Source organism: Roseomonas sp. WA12 (genome assembly GCF_054165765.1).
In genome coordinates this window covers 730,407-753,787 of the sequence record NZ_CM135108.1, presented here as the reverse complement: position 1 = coordinate 753,787, position 23,381 = coordinate 730,407, and the positions used below count along the sequence as shown (strand labels likewise).

The 23,381-nt window shown below is 69.8% G+C and carries 22 protein-coding genes; 5 read left to right on the top strand and 17 right to left on the bottom strand.

Going from position 1 to position 23,381, the window contains the following annotated elements:
• Positions 1-26: 26 nt before the first annotated feature.
• Entirely contained in the window at positions 27-1,007 is a 981-nt protein-coding gene (locus ACVBD7_RS03750; protein WP_458096162.1) for a Gfo/Idh/MocA family protein, read from the bottom strand.
• 148 nt (positions 1,008-1,155) lie between these two features.
• On the opposite strand from ACVBD7_RS03750, the gene secD reads away from it, so the two are divergent.
• From secD to ACVBD7_RS03735, 3 genes are read left to right on the top strand one after another with little or no spacing between them, the layout of a single operon-like run.
• The gene (secD, locus tag ACVBD7_RS03745; RefSeq protein WP_458096161.1) at positions 1,156-2,763 is read left to right on the top strand and encodes a protein translocase subunit SecD; all 1,608 of its coding nucleotides are present in this window, start codon (positions 1,156-1,158) and stop codon (positions 2,761-2,763) included.
• Positions 2,764-2,781: 18 nt separating this feature from the next.
• A complete protein-coding gene (secF, locus tag ACVBD7_RS03740; RefSeq protein ID WP_458096160.1) occupies positions 2,782-3,759 on the top strand; it encodes a protein translocase subunit SecF in 978 nt (325 codons plus the stop codon).
• Between the two features lie 13 nt (positions 3,760-3,772).
• On the top strand, positions 3,773-4,741 hold the full coding sequence (locus tag ACVBD7_RS03735; RefSeq protein WP_458096159.1) for a tripartite tricarboxylate transporter substrate-binding protein: 969 nt from the start codon (positions 3,773-3,775) through the stop codon (positions 4,739-4,741).
• A gap of 40 nt (positions 4,742-4,781) precedes the next feature.
• Here ACVBD7_RS03735 and ACVBD7_RS03730 read toward each other — a convergent pair whose 3' ends face one another.
• The 15 genes from ACVBD7_RS03730 to ACVBD7_RS03660 form a co-directional block, all read right to left on the bottom strand.
• Positions 4,782-5,561, bottom strand: coding sequence for a DUF4394 domain-containing protein (locus tag ACVBD7_RS03730; protein WP_458096158.1), 780 nt, complete (start codon positions 5,559-5,561; stop codon positions 4,782-4,784).
• Positions 5,562-5,679: 118 nt separating this feature from the next.
• A complete protein-coding gene (locus ACVBD7_RS03725; RefSeq protein ID WP_458096157.1) occupies positions 5,680-6,363 on the bottom strand; it encodes an anti-sigma factor in 684 nt (227 codons plus the stop codon).
• A complete protein-coding gene (locus ACVBD7_RS03720) occupies positions 6,360-6,893 on the bottom strand; it encodes a sigma-70 family RNA polymerase sigma factor (protein ID WP_458096156.1) in 534 nt (177 codons plus the stop codon). The genes ACVBD7_RS03725 and ACVBD7_RS03720 overlap by 4 nt, the downstream gene beginning before the upstream one ends.
• A gap of 7 nt (positions 6,894-6,900) precedes the next feature.
• On the bottom strand, positions 6,901-8,088 hold the full coding sequence (locus ACVBD7_RS03715) for an iron-containing alcohol dehydrogenase (RefSeq protein WP_458096155.1): 1,188 nt from the start codon (positions 8,086-8,088) through the stop codon (positions 6,901-6,903).
• A gap of 63 nt (positions 8,089-8,151) precedes the next feature.
• Positions 8,152-9,258 (bottom strand): ABC transporter ATP-binding protein, encoded by a 1,107-nt coding sequence (locus ACVBD7_RS03710; RefSeq protein WP_458096154.1) that lies wholly within the window; start codon positions 9,256-9,258, stop codon positions 8,152-8,154.
• Positions 9,255-10,253: an ABC transporter ATP-binding protein gene (locus ACVBD7_RS03705; protein ID WP_458097631.1), complete on the bottom strand. Its 999-nt coding sequence runs from the start codon at positions 10,251-10,253 to the stop codon at positions 9,255-9,257. Before ACVBD7_RS03705 ends, ACVBD7_RS03710 begins: the two co-directional genes overlap by 4 nt.
• Positions 10,250-11,683, bottom strand: a complete 1,434-nt coding sequence (locus tag ACVBD7_RS03700) for an amidohydrolase family protein (RefSeq protein ID WP_458096153.1) — start codon at positions 11,681-11,683, stop codon at positions 10,250-10,252. The genes ACVBD7_RS03705 and ACVBD7_RS03700 overlap by 4 nt, the downstream gene beginning before the upstream one ends.
• A gap of 57 nt (positions 11,684-11,740) precedes the next feature.
• Positions 11,741-13,333 carry an ABC transporter substrate-binding protein gene (locus ACVBD7_RS03695; RefSeq protein ID WP_458096152.1) on the bottom strand — a complete coding sequence of 531 codons (1,593 nt, stop codon included), beginning with the start codon at positions 13,331-13,333 and terminating at the stop codon, positions 11,741-11,743.
• Between the two features lie 23 nt (positions 13,334-13,356).
• Positions 13,357-14,238 (bottom strand): ABC transporter permease, encoded by an 882-nt coding sequence (locus tag ACVBD7_RS03690; protein WP_458096151.1) that lies wholly within the window; start codon positions 14,236-14,238, stop codon positions 13,357-13,359.
• On the bottom strand, positions 14,238-15,176 hold the full coding sequence (locus ACVBD7_RS03685; RefSeq protein ID WP_458096150.1) for an ABC transporter permease: 939 nt from the start codon (positions 15,174-15,176) through the stop codon (positions 14,238-14,240). The genes ACVBD7_RS03690 and ACVBD7_RS03685 overlap by 1 nt, the downstream gene beginning before the upstream one ends.
• Before the next feature lie 4 nt (positions 15,177-15,180).
• Positions 15,181-16,842: an amidohydrolase gene (locus tag ACVBD7_RS03680; protein ID WP_458096149.1), complete on the bottom strand. Its 1,662-nt coding sequence runs from the start codon at positions 16,840-16,842 to the stop codon at positions 15,181-15,183.
• Positions 16,839-17,633, bottom strand: a complete 795-nt coding sequence (locus ACVBD7_RS03675) for a class II aldolase/adducin family protein (RefSeq protein WP_458096148.1) — start codon at positions 17,631-17,633, stop codon at positions 16,839-16,841. The genes ACVBD7_RS03680 and ACVBD7_RS03675 overlap by 4 nt, the downstream gene beginning before the upstream one ends.
• Positions 17,634-17,761: 128 nt before the next feature.
• Positions 17,762-18,211 carry a thioesterase family protein gene (locus ACVBD7_RS03670; RefSeq protein WP_458096147.1) on the bottom strand — a complete coding sequence of 150 codons (450 nt, stop codon included), beginning with the start codon at positions 18,209-18,211 and terminating at the stop codon, positions 17,762-17,764.
• Positions 18,208-18,897: a class I SAM-dependent methyltransferase gene (locus ACVBD7_RS03665; protein WP_458096146.1), complete on the bottom strand. Its 690-nt coding sequence runs from the start codon at positions 18,895-18,897 to the stop codon at positions 18,208-18,210. The genes ACVBD7_RS03670 and ACVBD7_RS03665 overlap by 4 nt, the downstream gene beginning before the upstream one ends.
• The gene (locus ACVBD7_RS03660; RefSeq protein WP_458096145.1) at positions 18,894-19,601 is read right to left on the bottom strand and encodes an RraA family protein; all 708 of its coding nucleotides are present in this window, start codon (positions 19,599-19,601) and stop codon (positions 18,894-18,896) included. The genes ACVBD7_RS03665 and ACVBD7_RS03660 overlap by 4 nt, the downstream gene beginning before the upstream one ends.
• A 208-nt stretch (positions 19,602-19,809) precedes the next feature.
• Between ACVBD7_RS03660 and ACVBD7_RS03655 the strand changes: the two genes are divergently transcribed.
• Together ACVBD7_RS03655 and ACVBD7_RS03650 are read left to right on the top strand one after the other, a co-directional pair.
• Positions 19,810-21,474, top strand: coding sequence for a methyl-accepting chemotaxis protein (locus ACVBD7_RS03655; RefSeq protein WP_458096144.1), 1,665 nt, complete (start codon positions 19,810-19,812; stop codon positions 21,472-21,474).
• Complete coding sequence (locus ACVBD7_RS03650) at positions 21,471-22,646, top strand: SpoIIE family protein phosphatase (protein WP_458096143.1); 1,176 nt, start codon at positions 21,471-21,473, stop codon at positions 22,644-22,646. Before ACVBD7_RS03655 ends, ACVBD7_RS03650 begins: the two co-directional genes overlap by 4 nt.
• On the opposite strand, the gene ACVBD7_RS03645 is transcribed toward ACVBD7_RS03650, so the two are convergent.
• The gene (locus ACVBD7_RS03645; protein WP_458096142.1) at positions 22,618-23,259 is read right to left on the bottom strand and encodes a hypothetical protein; all 642 of its coding nucleotides are present in this window, start codon (positions 23,257-23,259) and stop codon (positions 22,618-22,620) included. The genes ACVBD7_RS03650 and ACVBD7_RS03645 overlap by 29 nt on opposite strands.
• Positions 23,260-23,381: the final 122 nt, after the last annotated feature.

The window sequence follows — 23,381 nt, the reverse complement described above, 5'->3', positions numbered from 1 at the left end:
CTCCCTTCGGGCGCGGTTGGCCGGGCTCAGGCGGATGCCTGTACCCCGGCGGCCTCCAGCGAGGCGCGCACCGCTGCCTCCACCCGCAGCGCGGCATCCAGCGCGGCGCGGCCGGCGGCACCATCGGCCTCCACCGGCGCATCGTCCAGGCAGGCGGCGGCGAAGCTGGCATGCTCGGCCTCCAGGCTGTCGCTCTCGGCCCAGGTTGCGCGGAGGAGGCCGTGGCCGGGGATCTGTTCCAGCGCCTCGCCCTCGCCTTTCCGCACCCAGACCATCTCGCGCTTGAGGTGGTCGAGGTTGAGATAGCCGGCATCGCCGAACAGGCGCAGGCGGCGCTCCGTATGGAGGGAGACGCGGCTGGCGGTGATGGTGGCGACGGCGCCGTTGCCGAAGCGGAGGCGGGCGTTGCAGATGTCGATGGTGGGGGAGGCGATGGCGGTGCCGACGGCGTCCACCCCGACCAATGGGCTGTCCGCGAGGGCCAGGGCCAAGTCAAGGTCGTGAATCATCAGGTCCAGCACCACCGAGACGTCCAGGCTGCGGGGGCGAAAGGGGGCGATGCGGATCGCCTCCATGTAGAGAGGCCGGCCGATGCGAGCGGCAAGCCCGCGTTCCTGGCGCAGCGCGCGCATGCCGCCCGAGAAGCGCTCGAGCTGGCCAACCTGCAGAACCACGCCCTTCGCTTTGGCGAGCGCCACCATCTCGTCGGCCTGGGCCATGGTCGCGGCGATGGGCTTCTCCACTAGCACATGCTTGCCGGCCGAGAGGGCCGCATGAGCCAGGCCGTGGTGGAAGGCGGTGGGGGCGGCGACGATCACGGCATCGGCGGCCGCGATCACCTCCTCGGCCGAGAGGGTGGGGCAGCCGGCCTCGGCGGCCACCTGGGCGGCGCGCTCGGGGCTGGCATCGTGCAGGCCGATGAAATCGAAGCGCGAGGCCTTGGCGGCTTTCAGCGCGTGGAACCGGCCGAAATGGCCAGCGCCGAGGATGCCCAACCGAAGCCGCATGACCGCGTAATCCCTTCGAAACCGCGCGGCCTGTAGCAAAGAAGCGCAAGGGTTGCATCGGGGGCGGGCGGGACGCATGTTCCGCGCCTGTTTCCAGCCCATAACGCCGGTTAATTCACGGGTTCATCAACGGGGGGCCGACGGGGCCATGTTGTACTTCGCGCGGTGGAAGGTCGCCGCGATCCTGGGCGTCATCGCCCTGGGCCTGCTGCTCTGCGTTCCGAACCTGTTGCCCCGATCGGCCCTGCCGAACTGGGCGGCGCGGCAGATCTCACTTGGCCTCGACCTGCGCGGCGGCTCCTACCTCCTGCTGGAGGTGGACATGAACGCGGTGGTCCGCGAACGGGTGGAAAGCCTGGCCGACGGCGCCCGCACCCGGCTGCGCCAGGCCAATATCGGCTATCTGAACCTGGCCGGCGACCCGAACAACCGCCGCCTCTCGCTCCGCGTGCGCGACCCCGCCCAGACGGAGGCCGCCGCCGCCCAGCTGCGGGAACTGGCCAATCCCGTGCCGGTCCGCGGCTCCGCCACTGGCGCGACCGAGCCCGACATCACCGTGACCACCGCGCCGGATGGCACGGTGACGGCCGCCCTGTCCGATGCCGCCCTGGTCGCGCGGGCCGGGGGCGCGGTGGAGCAGTCCATCGAGATCGTCCGCCGTCGCATCGACGAGACGGGGGTCGCCGAGGCGCTGATCGCGCGCCAGGGGCAGAACCGTATCCTGGTGCAGTTGCCGGGCGTCGAGGATCCCAACCGGATCAAGGACCTGCTGGGCCGCACCGCCCGCATGACCTTCCACCTGCTGGACGAGAACGCGAATCCGAACGCGACGGGCTCGCCGCCGCCCGGCGTGCAGTTCCTGGCCGGCGAGACGCGCACCGGCCAGCAGCCCGAGCGCTACGCCGTGCGCCGCCGCGTGGAGGTGGACGGCGCCAACCTGTCCGATGCCCGCGCGGGCCAGGACAGCCGCAACGGCGAGTGGGTGGTGAACTTCGCCTTCGATTCCGTCGGCACCCGGCGCTTCGCCGAGGTCACGCGGCAGAATGTGGGCAGGCCCTTCGCCATCGTGCTGGACGACAAGGTGATCACCGCCCCCGTCATCCGGGAGCCGATCACGGCCGGGCGCGGGCAGATCAGCGGCAGCTTCAATGCGCGCTCGGCCAACGACGTGTCCGTGCTGCTGCGGGCCGGCGCCCTGCCCGCCCCGTTGACGGTGGTGGAGGAGCGGACGGTCGGGCCGGAGCTTGGGGCGGATGCCATCCGGGCCGGCGTCATCTCGCTCCTGGCCGGCGCAGCCTTCGTGTTCCTGTACATGGGCTTCGCCTACGGGCTGCTCGGCTGGTTCGCCAATGTCGCGCTGCTGGTGAACATCCTGCTGATGCTGGGCCTGCTCTCCCTGCTGCAGGCGACGCTGACCCTTCCGGGCATCGCCGGCATCGTGCTGACGCTGGGCACGGCTCTCGACGCCAACATCCTGATCAACGAGCGCATCCGCGAGGAGGTGCGCGCAGGGCGGACGCCGATCCAGGCGTTGGAGGCGGGCTTCACCAAGGCCTCCGGCACGATCATGGACAGCAACCTCACCAACCTGATCGCCATGGTCTGCCTTTACGCCTTCGGTTCGGGGCCGGTTAAGGGCTTCGCCGTCACGGTGGCCATCGGCACGATCGTGCAGATGTGGACCGCCACCACCCTTGTCCGCTTGCTGGTCTCCTGGTGGTACCGCGCGACGCGTCCGCGCGTGCTGCCGGTCTGAGATAGGGGAGAACGCACCATGCTCGGCTTCCTTCGCCGTCCTCTCTTCCGCCTCGTGCCGGACGACACGCGCATCCAGTTCATGCGCGGGCGCATCGCGGGTCTCGCGGTCTCGGCCATCCTCTCGATCGCCTCCGTCATCCTCGCCATCCATCCCGGGCTGGAGCAGGGGATCGACTTCAAGGGCGGCATCGTCATGGAGGCGCGCACGCCGGAGCCGGCCGATCTCGGCAGGCTTCGGGCGAGCGTCACGGGCCTCGGCCTCGGCGATGTCGGCATCCAGGAGTTCGGGGATGCTTCCACCGTGCTCATCCGCCTGCCCGTGCAGGGAGAGGAGGCGGCGACACAGCAGGCCGTCTCCCGCGTGCGCGGCGCGCTGGAAAGCGTGGCCCCCGGCACCCGCATCCTGCGGACCGAGGCAGTGGGCAACCGCGTCTCGGACGAGCTGTTCCAGGGCGGGCTGATCGCGCTCGGCATCTCGCTGGGCGCGATGCTGATCTACATCTGGTTCCGCTTCGAGTGGCAGTTCGCAGTCGGCGCCATCGCGACCCTCATCCTCGACACGACGAAGGTGGTGGGCTTCCTCGCGGTGACGCAGATCGAGTTCAACCTGACCACCATCGCGGCGATCCTGACGATCATCGGCTTCTCGGCCAACGACAAGGTCGTGGTCTATGACCGGATGCGGGAGAATTTGCGCAAGTACAAGACGATGCCGCTGCGCGAGCTGATCGACCGCTCGATCAACGAGACGCTCAACCGCACCCTCGGCACCTCCATGACGCTGTTCCTCTCGGCACTGCCGCTGGCCCTGTTCGGCGGCGACACGCTGGCGGGTTTCGCCTGGGTGATGCTGTTCGGCATCGTCGTCTCGGCCTCCTCCTCCATCTTCATCGCCGCGCCGATCCTGCTCTTCCTCGGCGAGAACCGGCTGCGGCGCGGGACGGAGGCGGCGGCCAAGCCTGCTACGCCCCGGCCGGCGCCCGCCGCGCGCTGACAGAGAGGCGGGGGTGACCACGCGCCGCGCCCTTCTCGGGGCATCGCTCCTGGCTGCCGCGGCGGCCCGGGGCGCGCGGGCGCAGATGGCCATCCCCTATGTTTCGCCCAACACCCGGCCGCGCGCGGTCACGCTGCTGGTCGGCGCGGCGGGGGGCAGCGGGACGGATCTCTGGGTGCGCGGTTTCGCGCCCTTCCTCGAGCGGCACATGAAGCAGGTGCAGGTCTCTGTGGTGAACCGCGTCGGCGAGGGTGGCCTGGCGGTGATGCGGGACCTGGCGGACGGACCGACGGACGGATCGCTTCTGGCCATCGGTATCACGCCCTTCCTCGTGGCGCGGGCGGTGGAGCGGAACGCGACCCCTCTGCTCAGCCGCCTCGCCTTGCTCGGCGCCGTGACGGAGGAGCCGGTGGCCCTCATCGCCCCTCCGGGCACGGAGTTGGAGGCGCTGCGGGCCCAGGGTGGCAGCCGGCCCATCGGCTTGCCGCCTCCGGTCAGCGCCGCCGCCATTGCGGCCGCCGAGCTGGCCCAGGCGCTGCCGATGGAGCAGCTGCATTTCCCGTCGGCCGCAGCGGCACGTCAGGCCGCGGCTTCGGGCAATGTTGCGGCGGCTTTGCTGACGGTGCCCGAGGCAGTGGCGGCGTTGCGGGAGGGCAAGATTACCGTGCTGGGCGTGGCATCGGCGGTGCGCAACCCGCAGCTTCCCGATGTGCCCACCCTGCGGGAAGTCGACATCCCGATCGAGGCCGCGCTGCGGCGAGGAATCGTGGCCCCTGTCGGGATCGGTGCTCAGCCGACTGCAAGCATCACCCGCGCGCTGCAGGCTGCCGCGGCCGATCCGGAATACCTGGCCCAGGCGGAAGCGCGGGGCATCCTGCCCGTCTTTCTGGACGGCACGGCCTGGACAGCGCTGGCCGCCCAGGATCTGGTGGAGCTGCGGCATCGCTGGGACACCGCGCCCTGGCAGGTCAGCGGCGGCTGACCCGAACCGGGGGGCGACTTGCCCCCCCCCGTCGCCTGGATCAGCGCATCACGGCGATGTCGATCACCTCGGCGGTGCCGGCGACCGGGCCGAGCGGCGTCGGCGTGCCGTTCTCCAGGTTCAGCGTGTGCAGGATGCCGCCCACGAGCAGATAGGCGGTGTTGGTCGTGCCCTCAGAAAGAATGTCAAAGGCGGACGTGGCGGGAATGCCGGTGCCGATGCGCCCGCGCATCTGCTGCACGCCGTCATTCGGCGGCGCCTGCAGGTTGAGTTGGCCGAGCACGGCGTCGATCGTCAACAGCATCGTCGCGGTCGCGCCGGCCATGCTGTTGGTGTAGGCGCCGGCGCTGATGCGCGGCATCGTATCGGCCAGCGGCGTGCCGGCCTGGTACTTCAACTGCCCGTCACGGACCACTTGTCCGTTCTCGACGTTGACGCGGAAGTTGGTGCCGGAGGTGCCCATCAGCCGCAGCCGGTCAGCAACGGGGTTGAAGTCCACCACAGCGCGACCGCCGGACTCGAAGCGCTCGTTGAGCTGGCTCACCCGGGTGGCCATTGCGGTGGACGGGTCGATCGTGACGATCTGCCCGGAATCGGTCACGCCATAAAGCTTGCCATCGGCGGGGCGCACATCGATGCCGAGCAGCGTTCCCTCGGCGCCACGCACCCGCATCGCGGGCGAGGCACGGCGAGTCTCGCTGTCGAAACGGACGAGTTGGCCGTCGGCGGTAAGGCCGAGGATCGTCGCGGCCTCGGCCATGCCGGACAGGCCGATCAGGGCAGCACCAGCAAGGGCCAGCCGGCGAATGGAACGGGTCATGCGTCTCTCCGTATCGTTGGCGGGCGCTGTGCCCTGCCAACGCGCTACGGGATGCGCCTTCCACCAGACGCATGTCCGCCCATCACGGACCTGTGAGGCTTATCAGATGCTCCTGGGCTCATGACCCCCGGACGGGTGCCAGACGCCCGATGAACAGGATCGGCCCGGTCGGCCGGCCCGTGGGCGATCCACCCGGCGGTTCCAGGCTGATCTCGATCAGCATCCCCGGTTCAGGCCGCACGAGACCGGGCGCGACGCTGGCCTGCCCGCCCTCTGGGATCAAGCCGAGCGAGATCGGCGCCGTGGCGCCGGGCGGCAGGGCCCAGAGCTGCTGCACCCGGCCGGGTTCCACCGGGCGGGGGTTCAGGCTGGCCAAGCGCAGCCCGCCACCCTCGGCTTCCACCACCCAGGCCGGCTGGTCGCGGCTGGTAAGGAGGACAGTCATCATCCGCGCCGGCTCGGCTGGGCGGAAGAAGAGGAAAGCAGCAAGCCCGGCTGCGATGGCCGAGGAGCCAAGGGCGAGGGGCTTCCAGAACCGGGCGGCGCGCAGTGGCACCACCGCCGCGGTGGAACGTCGGGCAAGGGAGGCCTCGATCCGCGACCACAGATCCGGAGGCGGAGTCACGGGCGGGGCAAGCTCGGAAAGCGGCGCCAGCCGGGCTTCCCAGGCCTCTACCGCGTCCCGCAGGCTGGAATTGGTGGGAAGAGCGCGCGTGACCTCGCCGGCCTCGCGCGCCTCAAGCGTGCCGAGAACATGCTCGGCGGCCAGGGCATCCAGCAGCTCGGGGTCGGAGGGGATCATGCGAGACACCCCTTCAGCCGCATCAGCCCGCGCCGGATCCAGGCCTTTACGGTGCCCAGGGGAATCTCCAGGCGCGCGGCGATCTGGGCGTGGGACAGGCCGTGCACGAAGGCGAGCAGGATGCCCTCACGGTTGCGCGTCTCAAGTTCGGCGAGGCAGTCCCGCAGGCGGCTGCTCTCTTGCGCCTCGGCCAGCCGGTCCAGCGCCTCCGCCGCCACTGGGGCGTCGCCCAGGGCGGGGTCATCGGTCAGTACCTCGCGTCCACGGGCGCGGGCGAGGTCCAGGGCGGCGTTGCGGACGATCGCGCCGAGCCACGAGGTGCTCTCCCCGCGCGCGGGGTCGAACTGGCCGGCACGGGAGGCGATCTTCAGCATCGAGTCATGCAGCGCATCCGCTGCCGCGTCGCGATCCCGCAGGATAGCCAACGCGATGCCGAAGAGGCGCGAGGCCTGGGCGTCGTAGAGGCGGCGCAGCGCTCCGCTGTCACCGGACGCGACGCCGCGGAGGAGGATGGCGACGTCGGACGCCATATGGGTGTCAGGCATAGGCTTCACGGTACAGGTTCACGATCTCCGACGCATCCGGCACGCGCGGATTGTTGGCAGGGCTGCCCGAGGCGAGGGCCTGGGCCGCCATGGTCTCCAGCAACCCATCCCAGCGATCGGCGGGGATGCCGTGGGAGGCCGGGGTCGGCACGGCGAGGTCGCGGTTCAAGGCTTCCAATTCCTCCACTAGGCGGACGGCGGCGGACTGATCCCCCTCCCCTTCCCCGGCCACGCCCATCACGCGCGCGGCCTCGGCGTAGCGCGGCAGCGCCGATTGCAGGCCGAAGCGAGTGACGGCAGGCAGCAGCATGGCATTGGACAGGCCGTGCGGCACATGAAAATGCGCCCCGATCGGGCGGGACATGCCATGCACCAGCGCGACAGAAGCGTTGGAGAAGGCGAGGCCGGCCAGCATGGCTCCGCGCATCATTGCCTCCCGCGCCTCCTCATCCCGCGCGCCGACGCCGCCATTTGATGCATCGGCATGGGCGCGGCGGAGGTTGGGGGCGATCAGGCGCATGGCCAGGCGCGCGTAATCGTCGCTGAAGGCATTGGCCTTCTTGCTGACGAAGGCTTCCAGGGCATGGGTCAGGCTGTCGATGCCGGTATCCGCGACCGTGCGCGGGGGCACGGTCCAGGTGAGCTGGTGATCCACGATGGCCGCGAGCGGGAGGGCACCGAGGCCTGCGATCAGCATCTTCTCGTCATTGGCCGTGTCGGTGATGACGGTAAAGCGTGTGGCCTCGCTGCCCGTGCCGGCGGTGGTTGGAATGCAGATGATGGGCACCGCGCCATCATTCGCCTGGGCGGGCACCTTGAAGGCGCGGATATGCGCGCCCTCCGGTGCCGCGGCGAGGATGGCGATGGCCTTGGCGGTGTCCATCGGGCTGCCGCCGCCGAAGCCGATCAGGCAGTCGTAGTCGCCGGCGCGGAAGGCCTGCACGCCGGCCTCCACCACCGTGTCGGTCGGGTCCGGGACGGTCTCGTGAAAGACGGCGGCAGCGATGCCGGCCGCGCGCAGCGGGGCGAGGCAGCGCTCGACCGTGCCGGAGGACGCCATCCAGGGATCGGTGACGACCAGCGGGCGGGAGAGGCCGAGCTGCGCCAGCACCTCCGCCACCTTGGACACCGCGCCGCCGCCCGAGAGGATCAGGCGTGGCGCCAGGAGTGAGACGATCATGCAGGCGTTTCCCGTTTCCTTGGGGCGCATCCTGCGTCGCGGCCCCGTGGCCGGCAACCATGCTCAGGCGGTCGGGACTCTTTCCGGCAGCGGGGCCGGTGCCGTGCGCGCAGCGAGGGCCGTCGCATAGGCGGCGAGGCGGCGGGCCGCGACCGGCGCGATGCCGCCCGCGACCTCGGCGTCGAAGCGGGGCAGGTCCTCGGCGAAGTGGCAGGCGCTGGTGTGGCCGGGGGAGATTTCCCGCAGCGGCGGATCCTGCTCGCGGCAGATAGGCTGGGCGAGCGGGCAGCGCGTGTGGAAGCGGCAGCCCGGCGGGATGGCAAGCGGGCTGGGCAGGTCGCCGCCAAGAGGCGTGACCTTGCCGCGGCGGGAGGGATCGGGGCGCGGGATCGCGGCGAGGAGGGCGCGGGTATAGGGGTGGCGCGGGTTGGAGAAGAGCTCGTGCTTGTCAGCCACCTCCACGATGCGGCCGAGATACATCACCGCCACGCGGTCGGCGACGTGCTTCACCACGGCCAGGTCATGCGCGATGAACAGGTAGGACAGGCCGAGCCGCTGCTGCAGGTCGCCCAATAGGTTCACCACCTGCGCCTGGATCGAAACGTCGAGCGCGGAAACCGGCTCGTCCAGCACCATCACCTCCGGCTCCACCGCCAGCGCTCGGGCGATGCCGATGCGCTGGCGCTGTCCGCCGGAGAATTCATGCGGGTAGCGGTCGGCGTGGAAGGCGCGCAGGCCGGTGAGGCGCAGCAGCTCCTGCACCCGCTCGCGGCGCGAGGCCGGGGTGCCGATGTTGTGCACCGTCATCGGCTCGGAGATGGCGTCCGCCACCGTCAGCCGCGGGTTGAGGCTCGCATAGGGGTCCTGGAAGACGATCTGCAGGTGCCGGCGCAGGGCGCGCAGCTTCGCGCCGCCGAGGGCCGTGACGTTCTCGCCCTTGAAGAGGACGTCACCGGCGGAGGGCTCGATCAACCGCATGGCAAGGCGCGCGGTGGTGGATTTGCCGCAGCCGCTCTCCCCCACCAGCGCCAGTGTCTCGCCGCGATGCAGGGCGAAGGAGACGCCATCCACCGCGCGCACGGCGCCGACCTGGCGCGCGAAGACCAGACCCTTCTTGACGGGGTAGTGCTTGGCGATGCCGACGGCCTCGAGAAGCGGGGATTCCTTCATGCCGCGATGTCCACGGCGAGCTCGACGGGCGCGCGGATGCAGGCGGCGCTGTGGCCGGGCGAGAGTTCGCGCAAGGGCGGGTCGATCTCCGTGCAGGCGCGGATGGCGAAGGGGCAGCGCGGGTTGAAGCGGCAGCCTTTGGGAAAGGCGAAGGGGGGCGGCACGCTGCCCTCGATGGAGAGCAGGCGCTCGCGATCCTCCTCGATGCGCGGGATGCTGCCGAGAAGCCCGATGGTGTAGGGGTGCTGCGGGTCCTCGAAGATGTCCTTCGCGGTGCCACGCTCCACCACGCGGCCGGCATACATCACGGCGACCTCATTCGCCATTTCCGCGACCACGCCGAGATCGTGGGTGATGAGGATGACGGACATCCCCGTCTCCTGCTGCAGGTCCCGCAGCAGGTCCAGGATCTGGGCCTGCACCGTCACGTCCAGCGCCGTCGTGGGCTCGTCCGCGATCAGCAGGCGCGGGGAGCAGGCGAGCGCCATGGCGATCATCACGCGCTGGCGCATGCCGCCCGAGAGCTGGTGCGGGTACTCCGCGAAGCGCCGCTCCGGCGAGGGGATGCGGACGCGGCGCAGCGCCTCGATGGCGCGGTCGCGCAGCGCGGCGTCGCTCGCCTTTGTGTCGTGCGCGCGCATTGCCTCGGTGAGCTGGTCCCCGACGCTGTGCACCGGGTTCAGCGAGGTCATCGGCTCCTGGAAGATCATGGCGATCCCGGCGCCGCGCACCGCGCGCATCTCGGCGGGCGAGAGCGAGGCGAGATCGCGCCCCTCCATCATCACGCGCCCCTGCGAGACCCGGCCGGGGCGCGGCACCAGCCGCATCACGGACAGGGAGAGCATGGATTTCCCGCAGCCGCTCTCGCCGACGATGCCCAGCGTCTTGCCGCGGGGCACGTCCAGCGTGATGCCGTCCACCGCCGCGATGTCGCCATTGCTGCTGCGGAAGACGGTGCGGAGGTCCTCGATCCGGAGGAGCGCGTCGTCGCTCAGGCCCACGGGAAGCTCGGGGGGCTGATCTTCTCCACCGGGCGATGCGCCCAGTCCTGGCCGGGCGCGTTGTCCAGCACGCGCTTCTGCGCCTCGTGCAAGTGGGCCGCCGCCTGCTCGTAATCCATGGTCAGCACCTTGCCGTCCTTCACCACGCGCTGGCCGTCGACATAGACGTCGCGCAGGGCGCGGTCCCCGGCAGCGAAGACCAGGCTGCGCATCGGATCGCGGCCCGGGCGCATCTGCGGGTGCTCGGCATTCACCAGCACGATATCGGCGCGGCAGCCGGCGGCGAGGCGGCCGATATCGTCGCGCCCGAGCGCCTTTGCGCCGCCAATTGTGGCGGCATCGAAGATCTCGGTGGTGGTCACGGCGCGCGGGTCGGTCGCCTGGGTGCGGGCGAGATAGCCGACGAGGCGCATCTCATCGAGCATGTTGTGCGGGTAGGTGTCGGTGCCGAGGCCCATGTTCACGCCGCGGCGCTTGTAGCGGCCGAAGTTCTTCATGGTGATGCCGCGCCGCGCGAAGACGGTGGGGCAATGGGCAACGGTGGTGCCCGTCTCGGCCAGCCGGTCCAGGTCGGTCTCGGTGTGCCAGCGGGTGGAGGGGTGGTCGTCGAGGAAGATGCCGTGGCCGATGATGGCGCGGTCGTTCAGCAGCCCCATGCTGTCGAGCCAGCCGATCGGGGTGACGCCGTGGCGGCGGGTGATCTCGTGGAACTCCACCACCGACTGCGCGGCGTGGATCTGCCAGGACAGGCCGCGCGCCTGGGCTTCCTGGCTGCTCTCGCGCAGCAGGCCGGGGGCGCAGGTGTCGATCTGGGCGGGGACGACCATGCCGAACAGGCGGCCGCTCTCGTGCTGCTCGGCGCGGTCGATCAGCTGCAGCGCCTCGGCCATCGCCTTCTCGCCGGCGGCCTCGTCCCACTCGTATTCCACGACATGGCCGTTCTTGGTGAACCAACGCGCCGACTTGAACATGGGCGCGATGCAGACGCGCATGCCGGATTCCGCCAGCAGGTCCAGCCAGCCCGGATGCGCCATGGAGAGGTCGGCGACCGTGGTCACGCCGGAGAGCAGCAGCTCACTTAGCGCCACGCGCACGCAGCTCGGCACCGCTTCGGAATCCGCACGGAAAATCGGCATGAACTCGTAGAGCGAGGAGTTATAGAGACCGGGCGAGCCGATCTCATCCAGCAGCCCCTTGTTCATCGGCTCGCTCGACGGGTGCGAGTGGATGTTCACCAGCCCCGGCATCACCATCAGCCCGCGGCCGGCGATCTCTTCCTCAGCCGGGCCGGTATAGCCGCGGCCGACAAAGGTGAGCGTGCCGCCCTGAAAGGCGACATCGGCGTCGTTCATGTAGACGTGGCGCTGCGCCGAGGCGTCCCAGGCGACGACGCAGTCGGCATTGCGGATGACGGTGGTGGTCATGGGACGTCCCCGGGCAAGAATGGCGGGTGGCCGCGGGATGCGGCCACCCGGATGGGCTTACCGCGTCAGGCGGATGTCGAGGCCCTTGTAGAGCCCGACACCGTAGATGCCGTGCGGGCGGACGCCCTCGGTGCGCTGAGAGGCGGCCATCCAGAGCTGCTCACGCGCGATCGGCAGCCAAACATTGGCCTGCACGATGCGGCGCTGCGCCTCACCGATGGCCTGGGTGCGCTCGGCCTCGCTCAGGCCGGTCTTGGCGATGCGGAGCAGGCGGTCAGTTTCCGGGTCGTTCCAGTTCATCCGGTTCGGCGTCGGGCGGTTGGTGCTGTCAAAGTACAGCGAGAAGCCATCGGTGGCGGAGATGTACGGGTAGGACATCAGGAAGGCGTCGAACTCCTGCGTCGCCAGCTTGCCCCAGCCCACGGTCGCGTCCCAGAGCTGGATGCGCATCTCGATGCCGACGCGGCGGAGATCCGCCTGCATCGCCTCGCCCATGCGCCGCCATTCGGAGGTCTGCAGCCCGTAAAGGAGGAAGGAGGCGCGCTCGCCATTCTTCACGCGCACGCCATCCGGCCCCGGCACCCAGCCGGCCCCGTCGAGCACACGGCGCGCCTCGTCGGCGTTGAACTGCGGCACCAGGCGCGCGGCCTCGGCGTCGTAGCCGACGGTCCGCGGGTTCAGATAGGCATCGGCCGGGTCGGCGGCGCCGAAGAAAGTCGCCTGGACCACCGCGGTGCGGTTCACGGCCAGGTTGACGGCGCGGCGGATGGCCGGGTCGTTCACCACCGGCTTGTCCACCTTGAAGCCCATGAAGAAGTCCCAGAAGTAGTTCTCCTGGCGGGTCAGGCGCACGGTCGGCACGTTGCGCAGCCCGGCAATCGCGAACTGCGGGATATACTGCGTCACATCACCCTGGCCGGATTGCAGGGCAGCGAGGCGTGTGTTTGCTTCGGGGATGACGCGCCAGATCACGCGTTCCACCTGCGGCGCGGGGTTCTGGTAGATCGGCGGGCCCCAGCGGTAGTTCGGGTGGCGCGTCAGCACAAAGTCCTGGCGCGGGGACCAGGAGCCCCAGCAATACGGGCCGGTGCCGTTGAAGCCCTGCACGCCATGGTTGGCGCCCAGCCGCTCCACCGTCGCCTGATCCACGATGGAGGCGAAGAACAGGGTGAGCTGATAGAGCAGCTCGCCATACGGCTCCTTCAGCCGGTACTCGACCGTGTAGTCGTCGATGGCGACGACATCATCGACGGGGCCGGCGCGCCAACGCACGGGGGAGCGGGTGGCGGGGTCGATCCAGCGCTTGATGGTGTAGGCGACATCGCGCGCGGTGAAGGGCTTGCCGTCGCAGAAGGTGACGTCGCGGCGCAGCCGGAAGGTGTAGGTCTTGCCGTCCTCGGACACGGTCCAGGATTCTGCCAGGCCCGGGCGGACCGTCTTTTGGTCCCAGTCGAGGGAGACGAGCGTGTCGCTCATCATGTAGACGATTTCGCCGGCGCCGCGGGCCGTCGAGCGCGGGGGGTCGTAGTTGTCCGCGTCGATCTCGCGCAGCACGACGAGGGTGTTGCGCGGGGCGGCCTGGGCCAGCGCATCGGCCACGGGTGCCGCAGCGCCGAGCGCCAGCATGCCCGTGAGTAGCCACTTCTTCATCGTGAAACCCCCTCTGTTGCGCGTCATGTACGAAGCCGGGGATCGAGCGCGTCGCGCAGCGCATCGCCCAGCACGTTGAAGGCGAGCACCACCGCGAAGATGGCGACGCACGGGATCACCGCGATATGCGGCGCAAAGAACAGGAAATTGCGCCCGTCGCTCGCCATCGCGCCCAGCTCCGGCGTCGGCGGTTGCGCACCGAGACCGAGGAAGGAGAGTGCGGAGCCGAGCAGGATCACCTGCCCAAAGCGCAGCGTAGCGAACACGAAGATGGAGGAGAGGCAGTTGGGAGCCACATGGCGCAGGATGATGCGTTTGTCCGACATGCCTGTGGCGCGCGCCGCCTCGATGTAGTCCAGCCCCATCACGGCCAGCGCGGAGCCGCGCACGATGCGCGCCATCAGCGGCACGGTGGCCACCGCGAGCGCCAGAACCACGGCGGGGATCCCCGGCCCAAAGATCGCAGCCAGCGCCAGGCCGAACAGGATGGCGGGGAAGGACAACATAACGTCCATCAGCCGCATCAACAGCCCATCTACCCGGCGGTAGAACGCCGCGGTGAAGCCGACCAGCGCTCCGACGCCGCCGCCGAGCACCACGGAAGCAAGGCCCATCAGCAGCGTGATTCGCAGCCCGTAGAGCACGCGAGTGACAAGGTTCCGCCCCTGCGCATCGGCGCCCAGCCACAGCCCGGGCGAGCCGGGCGGCTGCATGGCGAGCGACAGGTCGTTGTCATAGGGATCGGTGGGCGAGAGCACGGGGGCTAACAGCGCCGCGCCGAGCACCAGCACCACAAGGACCAGTGCAAAGGCGGCCGCCGGTTCCCGTAGCAGCCGCGCCAGGGTGCCCGGGCGCTTCGGGGGAGCTGCTTCCTGCACGACGGGGCTGTCGATCGTCGTGCTCATCAGGTCCGCATCCGGGGATCGAGGGCGGCGTAGAGCACGTCCACCACCAGGTTGATGATGATGAAGCCCAGCGAGAGGACGATGATCGTGCCCTGGGCCATCGGGAAGTCGGCCGAAAGGATGGAACCGACCGCGAGCCGCCCGACGCCGGGCCAGGAGAAGACCGTCTCCGTCACCACCGCGCCGCCGAGCAGAAAGCCGATCTGCAGGCCGATGAGCGTGACGACGGGGATCATCGCGTTGCGCAGCGCGTGGCGGGTGACGACGCGGTACTCACCGAGGCCCTTCGCGCGGGCGGTGCGCACATGCTCCACGCCCAGCACGTCCAGCACCGCCGTGCGGGTCATACGCGCGACGGGGCCGATGAAGCTGCCGCCCAGGGCAAGGGCCGGCAGGATGATCGCCTGCAGCCCCTCCTCGCTCCAGAGCGGCCCGGCGCGGCCGGTGAAGGGCAGCAGCTGCAGCTTGAAGCCGACATACCAGATCAGCACGAGGCCAAGGAAGAACACGGGGATGGAGCCGCCCGCCACCGCGAGCGCCGTGATCACCCGATCCACCAGCTTGCCACGCCAGTAAGCGCCGGCTGTTCCCATGGCGATGCCGATGGGGATGGACCAGATCAGGCTGGCGAACATTAGCTCCAGCGTCGGGCCGACCGTGTTCCCCAGCTCCTGGATGACCGGCACGTTGTTGATGATGGAAACGCCGAGATCGCCATGGACGAGGCGCCAGAGATACAGGCCGAACTGCTCATAGAGCGGCCGGTTCAGGCCCATATCATGCCGGATCGCCTCGATCACCTCGGGCGTGGCGGAAGGGCCGGCGCGCACCAAGGCGGGGTCGTTCGGCACGACCTGCATCAGCAGAAAGCCGACGAGCACTACCCCGAACAGCACGGGGATGGCCATCAGCAGGCGTTGGACGGCGTGGCGGCCCATACGGTCAGGCTGCCGGCGTGCGCAGCACGTCTGCCGCCGGGGCGCGCAGGGCGTCGTGCCGGTCGAAGATAACCTCGCCACCGCGCAGCGTGAGGTCGGCCTCGGTGGTCAGCACCTCCTCCGGAGAGATGGTGAAAATGTCGCGCGACAGCACGGCGACATCGGCCAGCATGCCCACTTCCAGCGTGCCGCGTCGGTCCTCCGCGAATTGAGAGTAGGCACCGCACCAGGTGTAGCAATGCACGGCTTCCTCGGCCGTCAGCACCTCGCTTGCCCCAAGCACCGTGCCCTTGTTCGTCTTGCGGGTGAGCATGGTGAACAGGTTGATGAAAGGATCGACTGAGGAGACCGGGCTGTCCGAGGAGGCCGCGGGGTGGTGGCCCTCATCCAGCCAGGTCTTCATCGGATAGGCGACTTCCGAGCGCTCCAGCCCGAGGTTCTTCACGTAGAGATCGCCGAACTCGTACATGAACACCGGCTGCGGCACGGGGATGATGCCGTTGGCCTTCATCCGCGCGCGCTGGCCGGCATTAAGGAAGCCGCAATGCTCGATCCGGTGGCGGCGGCCGGCAAGCGGCGCATCCCCCTCCCCCGCCTTCTCCATGCCAACAAGAACCTGCTCGATCGCGGCATCACCGATGGCGTGGATGTCGAGCTGCCAGCCCTGGCGATGATAGAGCGCGAGCAGGCGATTCATCGTCTCGTCGGGGAACATGAACATCCCCGTGCCGCCGCCGGCACTCTCCAGATACGGGTCGAAGAAGGCGGCCGTCAGCCCGCCGGCGGAACCGTCGCCGAACACCTTCACCGCGCCCCAGGCGAGCATGTCGTCCGTGTGGTCGGGGCGCAGCCCCTCGTTCCAGGCGGCCTCGGCGATCCCCTCGGGATTGCCCGCCAGCACCTGCCACATGCGCTGCATCAGCCGCCCTTCGGACAGCGCGCGGCGGTAGGCGGTGATCTCGTTCAGCCCGGCAACCATGCCGACATTCATGTCGGACGCAGTGGCGAAGCCGCGCGCGGCCAGGTCGCGCCCGGCGGCTTCGATCGCGGCGACCATCCGGTCCTCCGAGGGCAGCGGGATCGCATCCACCACCAGCCGCTTCGCGCGCTCCAGGAACAACCCGGTCAGCGCCCCGTTCCTGCGCTCGATGGCGCCGCCCTCGGGATCCGGCGTGTTGTGACCGATGCCCGCGGCCTTCATGGCGGCACTGTTCGCCACGCCCATATGGCCGCAGGTCCGCACGATATAGACGGGGTTGTCGGGCGAGACGCTGTCGAGCTCGGCGGCGGTGGGGTGGCGCCCCACATCCAGCGCGCCGTGGTCGTAGCCGCGGCCGAGCACCCAAGCCCCCTTCGGCGCCTGCTTCGCCGCATCGCCGACGCGCTTGAGCACCTCGTCGAGCGTCGTCACCTGCTCCGCGCGCAGGTTCACCTGGCTCAGGCCGAGGCCATAGGGCAGCAGGTGCATATGGGCCTCGTTGAAGGCCGGGATCGCCACCCGCCCGCCGAGCTCCAGGCGCTTCACGCCGGCGGGGGCCGCGCCCTCCACCTCATCCACCGTGCCGACAGCGGCGACGCGTCCATCGACGATCAGCACGGCGTCCGCGAATCCGCCGGCAAGGCCGCGGAAGATGCGGCCGCCGGAGAGAAGAAGAGGCTCGCTCAAGACCGGTAATCCACGCCCTGGCCCTCGATCATCGGCAGGGCGGATTCCCAGGCGAACTGGGCGTGGGTGAGTGTGTGTGGGCCATTGAACTGTGCGGCAGTCTTCAGCCGCACCTCCTCGGGCGGGAGGACAAGTTCGGCGCCGCCGGACAGCGCCGCCACCTGCGCCTGGCAGGCGCGCTCAAGATAGTAGATCTGGTTCCATGCCTCGGGGATCGTGCGGCCGCCGACCAGAAGCCCGTGGTTCAGCAGGATCATCGCCTTGTTGACCGGGCCGAGGTCGGCGATCAGCCGGTCGCGCTCGTCCAGATCCAACGCGACCCCTTCATACCCGTGGTAGGAGAGGTGGCCGTAGAACTTCAGCGCGTGCTGGCTGATCGGCAACAGCCCGTGCTTCTGCGCGGAAACGGCGATGCCCGCCGCGGTGTGGGTGTGCACCACGCAGCTCAGGTCCTCCCGCGCCATGTGGATGGCGGAGTGGATGGTGAAGCCGGCGGCGTTGACGCGGCGGGAAGCCGGCTCGCCGTCCAGCACGTTGCCGTCGAGGTCGATCTTCACCAGGTCGCTCGCGCGCATGTCGTGGAACAGCACGCCGTAGCGGTTGATGAGAAAGTGGTGCTCCGGCCCCGGGATGCGGGCGGAAATATGGGTGTAGATGAAGTCGGTCATCTTGTGGTGCGCGATCAGCCGGTAGAGCGCGGCGAGGTCGCAGCGGATGGCCCATTCCTCCGGCGCCATACCGGCGGGGGCTGCACCATCGGAGCCCGGGAAGGGCTTGGTCGCAATGTTCATCGGGTTCCTCCGTGGGGGCGGATGGTTCCCCTTCGCCGGAGGTAACGTCAACCCGGATATCGGATACGATCGCCCGGTAGCGGGCAAATCCCGCCCAAGCCGCGTGCAGATTGCCGCCTGATCGGGCGCTAGCTGCCCTTATTGCGCCGCAGCACAAGCCGTTCCGCTGGTGGGCCAATTGGCGCAGCGGTGAAAGCGGCCAGAACGTCGCTTGGCCAGGGACAGACCTTCCTCACCTCGAGATCGACGCAGAGGAACAGCAGCTCGCAGCGCGCGCTCTCGAAGCCGTCCTCTGCGTGGAACAAGCGGTGGCGGACCAGCAGGCGCTTGGCATCATGTTCCAGCACCTCGCTTTCCGCGGCGAGCGGATCGTTGAGCCGCACCTCCCGCTGATAGGCCACCCAGTTCTCGGCAGCGAAGGTGCCGAGGCCTCGCGCGCGGAACCCCTCTCCCAATCCGAGGGTGGGCCACAGCGCGTCGGTTGCCATGTCGAACACGGCGACATAGGGCGCGAGGTTCATGTGGCCGTAATGGTCCACCCATTCCGGGCGGACGCGGGCGAGCACTGACCGGGTCATACTGGCTTACGCAGAATCCATTTCGGGTTCTCGACTTCGAGCGGAATGCCCTTCTCCGCCGCGAACTCATCTGCCGCCTGCTTCACGCCGGGCCAGGGATAATCGTCCCCGATCATGATCCCGCCGGGCTTCAGAAGCGACCAGTAGCGCGCGATGTCGCGCTTCACCGGTTCGTACTCATGGGCTGCGTCGATGTGGATCAGCTCCGGCCGCAAGCGCAGTCTGGCCAGGATCACCGCCGCGTTCTCGCTCGTCTGCGGCAGCGGCACCACGCGCTCCGCATGGCCGCTCAGGACCATGTTGGAGAGGAACTGCCAGTACAGGCTCGGCCAGCCATGGACGAGGCCGAGGCTGTCCATGATCCGGTCCGCCCGCTCCCGGTCCCAGTGCTCGGGGCTGCCGAGGAACGTGTCGATCGCCAGCAGCGCCGAATCCGGCCGCGCATTGCCCATGGCGGTCGAAAGGCTCGCCACCGACTGCCCCTTCCAGACCCCGATGTCGAAGGCGAGCGCCGGGCGCACCTCCGCGACCACGCGCCCAAGCGCGGGATGAATACCGTTCCATCCCTGCAGGTCGAGCGCGCGGATCGGCGAGAAGCCCGCATAGATATCCCCGCCATGAACCGCCTCCATCAGCCTGGAGGCGGCGGGGGTGAGGGTCAGTGCGCGGGTAGACGCCTCGCTCAATGGATCTCGTCCGCCTGGGCCAGGGCCTCCCGCAATGCCGCCACCGTGAAATCGCGGGAGGCGCAGAGGTCGAGAATGACCTTCTCGCGGCGCGACAGCAGCTCGATCGCGGCAGGGATCTTCGTCACCGCGTCATGCGGGATCACCACGGCGCCGTGCCGGTCCGCATGCACCACGGCGTCGTGGTGGCAGGCCATGCCATGGACCGAGACCTCCTGCCCGTACTGCACGATATGCACATAGGCGTGGGACGGATTCACACTGCCGGCGATCAGCTGGAAGCCCTGCGCGATCATGTCGAGGTCGCGGATCGAGCCGTTGGTGACGCAGCCCTGCGAGCCCAGAGCCTTGTGAACATTGGTGTTCACCTCGCCCCAAAAGGCGCCGGTGCCGGGGGTGTCGTCCAGGTCCTGCAACACCACCACAGTCGGCAGCGCGGCCTCGCCCACATACTCGTACCAGCCAATACGGGCAGCGCGGTCCACCTCCTTGGCGCGGCCCGACGGGGCGGCGGCGCGGATCGTGCCGGTGCGCGCCAGGCCGCAGATCGGCGGCAGGCTGGTGGAGGCCGGGACGAGCTGGCGCAGGGTGAAGCCGTGCCCGCGCCGATGGGGGGCGACCATCTCCAGCGCGTTGCAGATCGTGGGCGTGTCCCAGGCGCGAAGGGCCTCGAGATCGCCGGCGTTGAACGGGTATTCGGGCATCGCATCCTCCGGTCGCCGTCCTTGTGGCGCCCGCGCGGGCCCCCGGAAGGCGAGGCGCAGCATCGCCGCAGGCTGGGCGGAGGGCAATCGCACCCCGGCGCACAGGCCCGTCAGAACCTCCGCTGGATCTGTCGCGGTCGCAGGCGCGGACGAGACGTTTCCCAGGCGACTTGTTCGCCTGCCGCCGCGGGGCGTAGCCTGCGCGCCCATGGACACCGCCCAACCCGCCCCATCGCCCGGCGATCTGGCGGCGGGCGGCACCACCACCCGCCAGGACTCGCCGCGGCCGCCCGCTGCCCCGCCGCGAAGGCTTGCCTTTCTCGGGCGGATCGGCACCCGGGCGGCGCTGATCGCGCTTCTCATGCTTGTCGTCGTCGGACTGCTCACGGGCACCGCGCTGATGCTGAGCGAGCGGCAGATCGCCATTATCGAGCGCATGGCCGGGCCGGACCAGCAGGCGGATGCGGCGGTGGATCGCTTCGCCGCCGCGGTGGCCGACTTCTCCTCGGGTATGGCGAGCGTGGTGGCGGGCGTGCTGCAGCCCCGCCCCGCCGCCTCCCGCATGGGCCGCGGCGGCGCCATCGTGCGCGAGGCCTTCGCCGAGGTGGACCGGCGGCTCGGCCCGGAGGTCGATTCCATTCTTCTTGCCGGCGCACGGGACATGGCGCAGCGGATGGTCCCGCTCACCGAACAGATCCAGGAAACCTTCACGGCTGGCCGCCGTGCTGAGTTCCCGGCCCTGCAGGAGGAGTGGCTGGACGTCCAATCCTCCTTCAACAACCTGATCATCGCCTCACGGCGCGTGGTGCAGCGACACAACGCGGAAACGCTGGATCAGGCACGCCGGCTGAGCGAGGGCGCGCGGCAGATCGTTTGGGGCGCCGGGCTCGCCGGGCTGCTCGGCTGCGCCCTCATTCTGTTCGTGCTGCTGCGGCTCATCGCACGGCCGGTCGGCCGGCTCGCGAGCAGCATGGCGCATCTCTCCTCCGGGCGCCTCGACACCGAGGTGCCGGAGGCTGGACGGACCGATCAGGTGGGCGAAATGTCGCGCGCGGTGCTCGTCTTCAAGGACAGCCTTCTCGCCGCCCGCGCACTGACGGATCAGGCGCTCGAGAATGCCCGCCGGACCGCGGTGGCAACCACCCAGGCCTCGGATGCCATCGGCCAGGTGAGCGACGGCGCCCTCACCCAGCTCTCCGAACTACGCCAGACGACGGAAGCCCTGGCCCAGACCACCGACGCCATCACCGATGTCTCCCGCTCCACCGCCGAGGCGCGTGATCAGGCAGAGCGGGCAAAGGCGGTCGTGACGGAGAACCTGGCGAAGGTGGCCACACTGATCGGTCTGGTGGACGCGGTCGGCGAGGACACCGAGCGCGTGACGCGAATCGCCGCTACGATCGGCAAGGTCGCCACCCAGACGAACATCCTGGCGATCAACGCGGCGATCGAGGCCGCGCGGGCGGGCGAGCACGGCCGCGGCCTTTCCGTCGTGGCCGAGGAGGTGCGGGCTCTCGCCGCCTCCACCGAGAACCTGGCCGCCGAGATCGCCGAGGTCGTCCTCATCGCCGGCCGCCGCGCGCGAGAAGGCAGCGGCACCGCAGCCGCCGTGGGCGAGGCGATGGACGGGCTGGAGCACATGGTCGCCGAGAGCGCGCGGCTGGCCGGCGCCATCGCGGTGGCGATGGAGCAGCAGCAGGCCACCATCGGCGGGCTCGGGGAACGCGTCGCCACCCTCAACCGGATCGGCCAGTCGAATGCGACCGCGGCCGAGGAGATCACCGTAACCATGATCGACCTCTCGCGCCTGGCGAGCGACACGCGCCGCGTGGTGGAAAGCCTCGCCGTCGCCGATCCAGGTGCCTCCGCATGAGCGCACACACGGGCGTGGATGCGGGCGTCTCGATCCTCGTCGTCGAGGATTCCTCCTTCAACCGCCTGGTCCTGAAGAAGCGCCTCGCCGAGCTGGGCTATACTCGCATCACCGAGGCGTTGGACGGCGTCGAGGGGCTCGCCGCCATCGAGCGCGGCGGCTTCGACGTGGTGCTGCTGGACCTCGAGATGCCGCGCCTCGACGGCATCGGCGTGCTGGAGGCATTGCACGCCCGTGGCGCGGCGCCCCCCGTCATTGTCATTTCGGCGCTGACGGAAATGGAGAAGGTGGTGCGCTGCATCGAGCTCGGCGCCGAGGACTACCTGCCCAAGAGCTTTGACCCGCCGCTGCTGCGCGCCCGCCTCGGCGCCGTGCTGGAGAAGAAGCGGCTGCGCGACCTCGCCGACCAGCGCCTGGCCGCGTTGGAAGCGGAGCTGGAGAGCGCCCGCGCCGCCCAGCTCGCCCTCGTGCCGCGCGATTTCGTCAGCATCGCCCCCCCGGGCTTTTCCCTGCACGCGGCGATGATCCCGGCGCGGCAGGTGGGCGGGGACCTGTATGACGCGGTCCGGCTCGGGCCCGGCCTGTTGCTGGCCACGGTCGCCGATGTCGCGGGCAAGGGCGCGCCGGCCGGGCTGACGATGGCGCGGAGCCTCGGGCTGATGCGCGCGGCCGCTGCCTTCCTCGCCGCCGGAGGCGCCGTGCCGGATCCGGCCGAGATCCTCTCCCGCGCCAACGAGGACCTTTCGCGCGAGAACGAGAGCGAGACCTTCGTGACGGTGGTGCTGGCGGTGATCGATGCCAGCACCGGCACCGGCCGAATCGCGCTGGCCGGGCACGAGCCGCCCTTCATCCTCTCCGGCGCCGGTGCGCGGGCCATGACGGGCCTCTCCCGCCAGCCGCCCCTGGGCGCCATGGAGGAGTATCCCTACCGCTCGGACCCGCTCTCCCTGGAGCCGGGGGAGGCGCTGTTCCTGTTCTCGGACGGCGTCAGCGAGGCGGAGGACGGACGGGACGGGTTCTTCGGCCGGGACCGTCTGGCCGAGGCGCTTGGCAATGTCGGCACGGCATCACCACCCCTGGTGGTCGGGGCTGTCCTGGACGCCGTTGCCGCCTATGTGGCGGGCGCGCCGCAGAATGACGACATCACCCTGCTCGCGGTGCGCCGGACCTGAGGGCAGCGTCCTTCTTGGAAGCAGTCCTGGCGACCCGGGGCTGGCTGCGCGCAGAGGCGCGGCCGGCCGGCTTGGGGACCGGGCGGAAGGCGATTGAGAGATCCTCAAGGGTTGCGGCGGGACGGCCATTCAGCAGAATGGTCGCATCAGCTGTCAGCCGCTGCGCCTCGCGCGCGATCCGCTTCAGGTCCAGCCGGTACTCCACACGCGCCACGCCGTTCCGGTCGAGGCCAGGCACCGTGCCCTCCGGCCCGACCAGCGCCGGAAGCCAGCGCAGCTTGCCCGCCCGGATCCGCTGCGGGCGGCCTTCGAAGCCCATCCACACGCCGTAATGAGCGAGGAGCTGCTGCAGCGTTATCATGTCCCCGGCGAGGCTACCTGCGGACTGCGTCGCCAGAGCTGCGCGCACCGCCCCAAGCCCATGCCGTCCGTCCTGCACGCCGAGGGCAAGGATGTCTCCCGGCCCCTCCCAAAGCGGTTCGGGCGCTGCGGCGCCCTGACCTGCTAAGGGAACGGGACTGGCATTGTCATTGGTGGTCGCACTACGGAGGCGGCTTCCCGCCCCCTCATGCGCCCGGATAGCCGCTGCAAGGCGGCAGAGTCGGACAGGCATTCCGGGATCACCCCTTCAGGTAACCATTCCGTACAGAAGTCACGGTTTCGCGATCCGCGCCATCATCAATAAGGCTGGTTCTCTGTTTACTTGGGTGGTGCGTCGCTGGCGCCACGCTCCGG

Coding starts and splice junctions, on each gene's coding strand:
- ACVBD7_RS03750 (WP_458096162.1), bottom strand. CDS start 1,007: ATGCGGCTTCGGTTGGGCATCCTCGGCGCTGGCCATTTCGGCCGGTTC.
- secD (WP_458096161.1), top strand. CDS start 1,156: ATGTTGTACTTCGCGCGGTGGAAGGTCGCCGCGATCCTGGGCGTCATC.
- secF (WP_458096160.1), top strand. CDS start 2,782: ATGCTCGGCTTCCTTCGCCGTCCTCTCTTCCGCCTCGTGCCGGACGAC.
- ACVBD7_RS03730 (WP_458096158.1), bottom strand. CDS start 5,561: ATGACCCGTTCCATTCGCCGGCTGGCCCTTGCTGGTGCTGCCCTGATC.
- ACVBD7_RS03725 (WP_458096157.1), bottom strand. CDS start 6,363: ATGATCCCCTCCGACCCCGAGCTGCTGGATGCCCTGGCCGCCGAGCAT.
- ACVBD7_RS03720 (WP_458096156.1), bottom strand. CDS start 6,893: ATGGCGTCCGACGTCGCCATCCTCCTCCGCGGCGTCGCGTCCGGTGAC.
- ACVBD7_RS03715 (WP_458096155.1), bottom strand. CDS start 8,088: ATGATCGTCTCACTCCTGGCGCCACGCCTGATCCTCTCGGGCGGCGGC.
- ACVBD7_RS03710 (WP_458096154.1), bottom strand. CDS start 9,258: ATGAAGGAATCCCCGCTTCTCGAGGCCGTCGGCATCGCCAAGCACTAC.
- ACVBD7_RS03700 (WP_458096153.1), bottom strand. CDS start 11,683: ATGACCACCACCGTCATCCGCAATGCCGACTGCGTCGTCGCCTGGGAC.
- ACVBD7_RS03695 (WP_458096152.1), bottom strand. CDS start 13,333: ATGAAGAAGTGGCTACTCACGGGCATGCTGGCGCTCGGCGCTGCGGCA.
- ACVBD7_RS03690 (WP_458096151.1), bottom strand. CDS start 14,238: ATGAGCACGACGATCGACAGCCCCGTCGTGCAGGAAGCAGCTCCCCCG.
- ACVBD7_RS03685 (WP_458096150.1), bottom strand. CDS start 15,176: ATGGGCCGCCACGCCGTCCAACGCCTGCTGATGGCCATCCCCGTGCTG.
- ACVBD7_RS03675 (WP_458096148.1), bottom strand. CDS start 17,633: ATGAACATTGCGACCAAGCCCTTCCCGGGCTCCGATGGTGCAGCCCCC.
- ACVBD7_RS03670 (WP_458096147.1), bottom strand. CDS start 18,211: ATGACCCGGTCAGTGCTCGCCCGCGTCCGCCCGGAATGGGTGGACCAT.
- ACVBD7_RS03660 (WP_458096145.1), bottom strand. CDS start 19,601: ATGCCCGAATACCCGTTCAACGCCGGCGATCTCGAGGCCCTTCGCGCC.
- ACVBD7_RS03655 (WP_458096144.1), top strand. CDS start 19,810: ATGGACACCGCCCAACCCGCCCCATCGCCCGGCGATCTGGCGGCGGGC.
- ACVBD7_RS03650 (WP_458096143.1), top strand. CDS start 21,471: ATGAGCGCACACACGGGCGTGGATGCGGGCGTCTCGATCCTCGTCGTC.
- ACVBD7_RS03645 (WP_458096142.1), bottom strand. CDS start 23,259: ATGCCTGTCCGACTCTGCCGCCTTGCAGCGGCTATCCGGGCGCATGAG.